Raw genomic sequence first — 6,715 nt, 5'->3', positions numbered from 1 at the left:
CGCCGAGCCCCCACCGGCCCGCGGGTGCCCACCGGCCGGTCCGGCACCGCCGAACACCACCGTCGTGGTTGCACGCCGTCGCGGCGGGTGTGGGGGAGCGGTGGGTCCAGGAAGACGCCGGGATGTTTCGACCGACGGTGGTGCGGCGGCCCCAAGGGGGCGCGGGGAACTGCGCGCCGAGCCCCCACCGGCCCGCGGGTGCCCACCGGCCGGTCCGGCACCGCCGAACACCACCGTCGTGGTTGCACGCCGTCGCGGCGGGTGTGGGGATGGGGTGGGGCGGTGGTGGGAACTCTTGTTTCGGTTCGGGAGTAGGTCAGGTAGGGACAATGGGTGCGGGATCACCGTGAGGGTGGTGCCGGGTGCGGACGGGTGGAGTCGATGGCGGAACGTACGGAAGCGGTGGACGGCGAGGCGGCTGCCCCGTCGTACAAGTCCATGAACGCCTTCACGCCCGCCGACGAGGAGCGCCAGCGCGGCGTACGGCGCATGAAGACCACGGCGACCGGCCTGCTGCTGTTCGTCGCCCTCGTGTACGCCCTGGCGAAGTGGGCGTCCGCCGCCGGTGCCGGCCCCTGGGCGGACTACGTCGCCGCGGCCGCCGAGGCCGGCATGGTCGGCGCGCTCGCCGACTGGTTCGCGGTGACCGCCCTGTTCCGCCACCCCCTCGGCCTGCCCATCCCGCACACCGCGATCATCCCCACGAAGAAGGACCAGCTCGGCGTCTCGCTCGGCGAGTTCGTCGGCGAGAACTTCCTCTCCCAGGACGTCGTACGCCAGCGCCTGCGCGCCGTGGGCATCGGCAGCCGCCTCGGCGCCTGGCTGGCCGAGCCGAAGAACGCCGACCGGGTGACCGCCGAGCTCGCGACAGCGCTCCGCGGCGCGCTCACCGTGCTGCGGGACTCCGACGTCCAGGCGGTCGTCGGCGAGGCCATCACCCGGCGCGCCGACGCCCAGGAGATCGCCCCCGGCATCGGCAAGATGCTGGAGCGGGTCGTCGCCGACGGCGGCCACAAGCGCGTCGTGGACCTCGTCGTCACCCGCGCGTACGACTGGCTGGTGCTGCACGGCGACTCCGTGATGGACGCCGTCCAGGGCGGCGCCCCCGGCTGGACCCCCCGGTTCGTCGACCGGCGCGTCGGCGAGCGCGTCTACAAGGAGCTGCTGCGCTTCTGCTCCGAGATGCGGGACATGCCCTCCCACCCGGCCCGCGGCGCCCTCGACCGCTTCCTCTCCGACTTCGCGAACGACCTCCAGTCCGACACCGACACCCGGGCCCGCGTCGAGCGGCTCAAGGGCGAGGTGCTGGGCCGCGGCGAGGTGCAGGACCTGATCGCGTCCGCCTGGACGGCCGTACGCTCCATGATCGTCTCGGCTGCCGAGGACGAGCGCAGCGAACTGCGGCTGCGCGTCCGCGCCTCCCTGATCTCCCTGGGCGCCCGGATGGCCCAGGAACCCAAGGTCCAGGACAAGGTCGACAGCTGGGTCGAGGGCGCGGCCGTGCACGTCGTGTCGACCTACCGCAAGGAGATCACCTCCCTGATCACCGACACGGTGGCCGGCTGGGACGCCGAGCACACCACCCGGAAGATCGAGGCGCACATCGGCCGCGACCTGCAGTTCATCCGGATCAACGGCACGGTGGTGGGGTCGCTGGCCGGCGTGCTGATCTTCACGGTGTCGCGAGCACTGGGGGCGTAGGGCGCCCGGAACCGGGCACTCGGCCGCGGATCCCGGTACCGGGACCCGGTACTTCTCCCGGCCGAGGAGGCGCGATGGGCGGTACGGCCACGGGCGTGGGCGCGGGCGGCGGCCGGACCGTCACCACCCGCATCCCGGCCCGCCTGGACCGGCTCCCCTGGTCCCGTTCGCACTGGACGATCGTCATCGGCCTCGGAACCGTCTGGATCCTGGACGGCCTGGAGGTCACGGTCGTCGGCCACATCGCGAGGCGCCTGCCCGAACCGGCGGGCGAACTGGTGATCCACCAGCGCTCCGGTATCACTTTCGGCGAGATCGCCCGCACGGTCCTGCACGACTACCGGCGCCGCGCCGTCCTCGGCCTGTCCCTCTTCGTCGGCCAGGCGTTCCACTACAACGCGATCACCTTCGGCTTCGGCGCGATCCTGACGACCTTCTTCGGCGACCTGACGGGGACCGGGAAGGTGGCCGACACGGCGCCGTCGTTCCGGATCGGGGCGGGGCTGATGTGCGCGGCGGGGCTGGTGGCGGTGGCGTGCGCGGTGAACGCGGAGCGCCGGTCCCTGGAGGACATCGCGCGTCCGCCGACGGCCGCGGCGGCGGAAGAGGATCGGCGGAAGAGGAGGGGAGCGGCCCGGCGAAGACGTCCGCGTAGCTCAGCGCCCCACCGACACGGCCGTCACCGCGCTCGCCACGAAGGCGGCGCCCCCGCACACGGCCACCGCCCATCCCACGCAGCGCGCCCTGAGCCCCTGGTAGCGCCGCTCGTACTCGTCCCGCAGGGACACACACCGGGCGGCGATCCGTTCGAGGTCCTGCCGGGCGCGCCGCAGGCTGTCGTCGACGTAGTGGCGCTCGACCTCGTCGCGCTGGCACGTGGTCAGCCAGTCCATGCGCCCGGTGAAGTCCCGCGCCCGCTGCTCGGCCTCCGCGATCCTGGCCCGCCACAGCAGGTAACCCTCCACCTCGTTGCCGAGGTCTCCGCCGGCTCCCGGCCGCGGTCCGCCGCCCACCCGGTGCCCCGGGTCGGTCATGAGTGGACGCCGTGGGCCTCGGCCTCGGCCAGGGCGATGTCGGGGTGGTGCAGGTCGAACGCCGGGGACTCGCTGCGGATGCGGGGGAGGGTGACGAAGTTGTGGCGCGGGGGCGGGCAGGAGGTCGCCCACTCCAGCGAACGGCCGTAGCCCCACGGGTCGTCGACGCCGACCGGCTTGCCGTACCTGGCGGTCTTCCACACGTTGTAGAGGAACGGCAGGATCGACAGGCCGAGCAGGAACGAACCGATCGACGAGACCGTGTTCAGGGCGGTGAAGCCGTCGCTCGCCAGGTAGTCGGCGTACCGGCGCGGCATGCCCTCGGCACCGAGCCAGTGCTGGACCAGGAAGGTGCCGTGGAAGCCGACGAACAGCGTCCAGAAGGTGATCTTCCCGAGCCGCTCGTCGAGCATCTTCCCGGTGAACTTGGGCCACCAGAAGTGGAAGCCGGAGAACATCGCGAAGACGACCGTGCCGAAGACCACGTAGTGGAAGTGGGCGACGACGAAGTACGAGTCGGAGACGTGGAAGTCCATCGGCGGCGAGGCCAGGATGACGCCGGTCAGACCGCCGAACAGGAACGTCACGAGGAAGCCCGTGGCCCACAGCATCGGGGTCTCGAACGACACCGAGCCCTTCCACAGGGTGCCGATCCAGTTGAAGAACTTCACCCCGGTCGGGACCGCGATCAGGAAGGTCATGAAGGCGAAGAAGGGGAGGAGCACACCGCCGGTGACGTACATGTGGTGCGCCCACACCGTCACGGACAGGCCGGCGATCGCGATGGTCGCCGCCACCAGGCCCATGTAGCCGAAGACCGGCTTGCGGGCGAAGACCGGGAACACCTCGGTCACGATGCCGAAGAACGGCAGCGCGATGATGTACACCTCCGGATGGCCGAAGAACCAGAAGAGGTGCTGCCAGAGCAGCGCTCCGCCGTTCGAGGCGTCGAAGACATGCGCCCCGAATTTCCGGTCCGCCTCCAGGGCGAACAGCGCGGCGGCGAGGACCGGGAAGGCGAAGAGGACCAGGGTCGCGGTCAGCAGCACGTTCCAGGTGAAGATCGGCATCCGGAACATGGTCATGCCCGGCGCCCGCATGCAGATGATCGTGGTGATGAAGTTGACCGCGCCGAGGATGGTGCCGAAGCCGGAGAAGGCCAGCCCCATGATCCACAGGTCGGAACCCAGTCCCGGCGAGCGGACCGCGTCCGACAGCGGCGAGTAGGCGAACCAGCCGAAGTCGGCCGCACCCTGCGGGGTGAGGAAGCCGCCGACCGCGATGGTCGAGCCGAACAGGTACAGCCAGTAGGCGAACATGTTCAGCCGCGGGAACGCGACGTCGGGGGCGCCGATCTGGAGCGGCATGATCCAGTTCGTGAAGCCGGCGAACAGCGGCGTCGCGAACATCAGCAGCATCACCGTGCCGTGCATCGTGAACGCCTGGTTGAACTGCTCGTTCGAGACGATCTGCAGTCCCGGCCGGGCCAGCTCGGCGCGCATCAGCAGCGCCATCACGCCACCGATCAGGAAGAACGCGAACGACGTGGCGAGGTACAGCGTGCCGATCGTCTTGTGGTCGGTGGTGGTCATCCACTTCACCACGACGTTGCCGGGCTGCCGGCCCCGCAGCGGGACCTCGCTGTCGTAATGGGGGACGGCCGAGGGCTCGGGCTCGTTGAGAACGGTCACCGGTGTGTGTCTCCAGACGCTCCATGGCGTGATCCTCCGGCCATCCTGGCTGCTGGCGACCGGCGGAGAAGGCCCTGAGCCGCCCGCATACGGCCGAACGGGCGGCCAGGACCCACGGGTGGAGCAAGCGCACCGCGCACTACCCCTCCCGGCGCCCCCGCCTCCGCAGCAACAGCAGCCCGCCCGCCAGCGCCGCGACCCCCGTCGCCGCCGCCCACCCGACGACGTCCCCGGACCCGGTGGCGGCGAGATCGTCCCCCTTGCCCGTGGCCGAAGGGGACGCCCCCGGCGCAGCCGTAGCCGTAGCCGCAGCCCCGGACGCCGATGCCGATGCCGATGCCGATGCCGATGCCGATGGCGTCCCGGATGCCGCCGGACTCGGCGACGCCGACGCCTCCCCCTCGCTCACCCGCTCCCGCGTGAACGCCAGCGTCCCGAAGCCCAGCTGGTCGTACCCCCCGCTGTTCGGCCCGTAGTCGCCGCCCCCGCCCTCCGGCGCCGCCTTCGCCGCGATCCGGGTGACGTACGTCGCCGACATGCCCCGCCGCCTGGTGTAGTGGTTGGCGATCATCGCCCAGATGGGACGGGTCATCGACGGATCGACGCCCGCCGCGGCCGTCACCGTCTCACTCCCCGACCATCCCCCGATCGCCCCCTTGCGCCGGGTGCTCGCGGTGAACGGCACCTGCCCGCCCAGGCTCCACTTGGCGACGTACTGCGCCCCCTTGAGGAACCGGCTGTCGTCGTAGCCGTACAGGTCGGTCCCCTGGTTCCACGCCATCTCGCAGAGCGTGCCCATCAGACCCACCCCGAGCAGCGCGTGCCCCTGGTCGCGCCCCACCTCCAGCCACTCGCCCAGCCCGTCGTCGTACACCACCGGAACGGCGTTGCGGATCGCCCCGAGCCCGGCGCCGTGCTTGAAGTAGTCGACGGCGCGGGCGACTTGCGCGCCGTCGTCGCAGAAGATGCCGGTGGCGAGGACGCAGGCCATGTTGGCCAGGTCCCAGTTGGTCCAGTAGTTGGAGACGACGGCGCCGTTGTGCCGGACGAGGAAGTCGTCGCTCACCGCGCCGAAGAGCCTGCTCAGCATCTCCTGGAAGCGGGCCAGCTCGAAGTCCCCGTGGTCGCGGACGAGTTCGGCGGCGTTGGCGAACTGGTAGCCGTACAGCCCGGCGGCCAGGAACCGGTCGGCGGAACCGTCGACCGCGGTGAGCGTGGCGGACCAGGCGTTGAGGACGGCGACCGCGGTGTCGGCGTACGCGCTCTCGCCGGTCACGTGATAGCGCAGGGCGTTCTGGTAGGCGGCGTGGATGTCGTTGTAGAGGAGCGAGTAGTTCTCCGGGGTGCCCGACCCCCGGTACACCACGGCCTGCGGCCGCGCCTGCCAGCCGGTCTGCGCGTGCCGGTTGGCGGTGAGCTTCGCGAACCCGGCCGTGTAGGGCGCGTCGCCGGCCTTCACCTTGGCGGCCATCCGGTCGAGGTCGGTACGGGTGTGCAGCAGGCCGGGGTGGGCGAAGCTCCCGGCTCCGGCTCCGGCTCCAGTTCCGGCGGCTCCAGTTCCGGCTCCGGTCCCGGCGGCGGCCGCGGGAGCGCCCACCGCGGCGGTCCCGGTGGCGGCCCCCACCACCGCTCCCGAGGCCTTCAACATGGTCCGGCGGCTGATCTGTCGAGTCACGTGCATGCCCTGGGAGACGGACCGGCACGGCCTCGATAACAGAAACCGGGGGAGCCGGTCAGGCGCCGGTCGTCGATCCCGGCCGCACGATCATCAGCACCGTCACGGCGGCCCACAGCAGGTTGAACACCCCGGTGTACATGGCCAGTCGGGCGGTCATCTGCCGCGTACCGCCGCCCGCCCCGGCCTCCACCAGCGCGCTCTGCCGGGGCAGTACCAGTGCGGCGAGGACGAGCGCCGCGAGCGCGGTGAGTGCGATCGACGTGATCAGCCAGGCGCTGCCGAGCACATGCATGGTGCCGGCCGTGGCGAACCCGAACACGGGGACGACGACGCCGACGACGGCGTACACCTGGCATATCCGGTGCAGCAGCTGGACGGTCCCGGCGGCCCGGACGTCGTCCGGTGCCTCGATGGCGCGCCGGGCGGCCGGCGGGAACATGCTGGCGGCGACGGTGACGGGACCGATCGCGACGATCGCCGCGAGGACATGGACGGCGAGGAGGAACTTGGTCACGGCGACGACCGTAGGCGGCCGGATGATCGCGCAGAAGCGGCAGTACTGCCACCCTTCGACGGATTCTCGCCAGTACGGCAGGTGTCACCCTGCGTGA

The 6,715-nt window shown here is 71.4% G+C and carries 5 protein-coding genes and 1 pseudogene; 2 read left to right on the top strand and 4 right to left on the bottom strand.

The features are described 5' to 3' along the window. Positions 1-381: 381 nt before the first annotated feature. Together ACFZB3_RS16245 and ACFZB3_RS16240 are read left to right on the top strand one after the other, a co-directional pair. Positions 382-1,701, top strand: a complete 1,320-nt coding sequence (locus ACFZB3_RS16245) for a DUF445 family protein (RefSeq protein ID WP_391375654.1) — start codon at positions 382-384, stop codon at positions 1,699-1,701. A gap of 74 nt (positions 1,702-1,775) precedes the next feature. Beyond that, positions 1,776-2,303 (top strand): annotated as a pseudogene (locus tag ACFZB3_RS16240) (hypothetical protein); the annotation flags it as partial. A 54-nt stretch (positions 2,304-2,357) separates the two neighbouring features. Here the strand turns inward: ACFZB3_RS16240 and ACFZB3_RS16235 are convergent. The 4 genes from ACFZB3_RS16235 to ACFZB3_RS16220 all read right to left on the bottom strand — a co-directional run bounded on the left by ACFZB3_RS16235 (position 2,358) and on the right by ACFZB3_RS16220 (position 6,618). Beyond that, entirely contained in the window at positions 2,358-2,735 is a 378-nt protein-coding gene (locus tag ACFZB3_RS16235; protein WP_391375651.1) for a cytochrome C oxidase subunit I, read from the bottom strand. Next, complete coding sequence (gene ctaD / locus ACFZB3_RS16230) at positions 2,732-4,426, bottom strand: cytochrome c oxidase subunit I (protein ID WP_391375648.1); 1,695 nt, start codon at positions 4,424-4,426, stop codon at positions 2,732-2,734. The genes ACFZB3_RS16235 and ctaD overlap by 4 nt, the downstream gene beginning before the upstream one ends. A 139-nt stretch (positions 4,427-4,565) precedes the next feature. After that, a complete protein-coding gene (locus tag ACFZB3_RS16225; protein ID WP_391375645.1) occupies positions 4,566-6,074 on the bottom strand; it encodes an alginate lyase family protein in 1,509 nt (502 codons plus the stop codon). Positions 6,075-6,159: 85 nt separating this feature from the next. Further along, a complete protein-coding gene (locus ACFZB3_RS16220) occupies positions 6,160-6,618 on the bottom strand; it encodes a hypothetical protein (protein ID WP_391375642.1) in 459 nt (152 codons plus the stop codon). Between the last annotated feature and the right edge of the window lie 97 nt (positions 6,619-6,715).

Source organism: Streptomyces sp. NPDC008092 (assembly GCF_042957285.1).
GTDB lineage: Bacteria > Actinomycetota > Actinomycetes > Streptomycetales > Streptomycetaceae > Streptomyces.
Note: the sequence above shows the minus strand (reverse complement) of the source record. Positions and strands in the feature narration are given on the sequence as shown.

Coding starts and splice junctions, on each gene's coding strand:
- ACFZB3_RS16225 (WP_391375645.1), bottom strand. CDS start 6,074: ATGTTGAAGGCCTCGGGAGCGGTGGTGGGGGCCGCCACCGGGACCGCC.
- ACFZB3_RS16245 (WP_391375654.1), top strand. CDS start 382: ATGGCGGAACGTACGGAAGCGGTGGACGGCGAGGCGGCTGCCCCGTCG.
- ACFZB3_RS16235 (WP_391375651.1), bottom strand. CDS start 2,735: ATGACCGACCCGGGGCACCGGGTGGGCGGCGGACCGCGGCCGGGAGCC.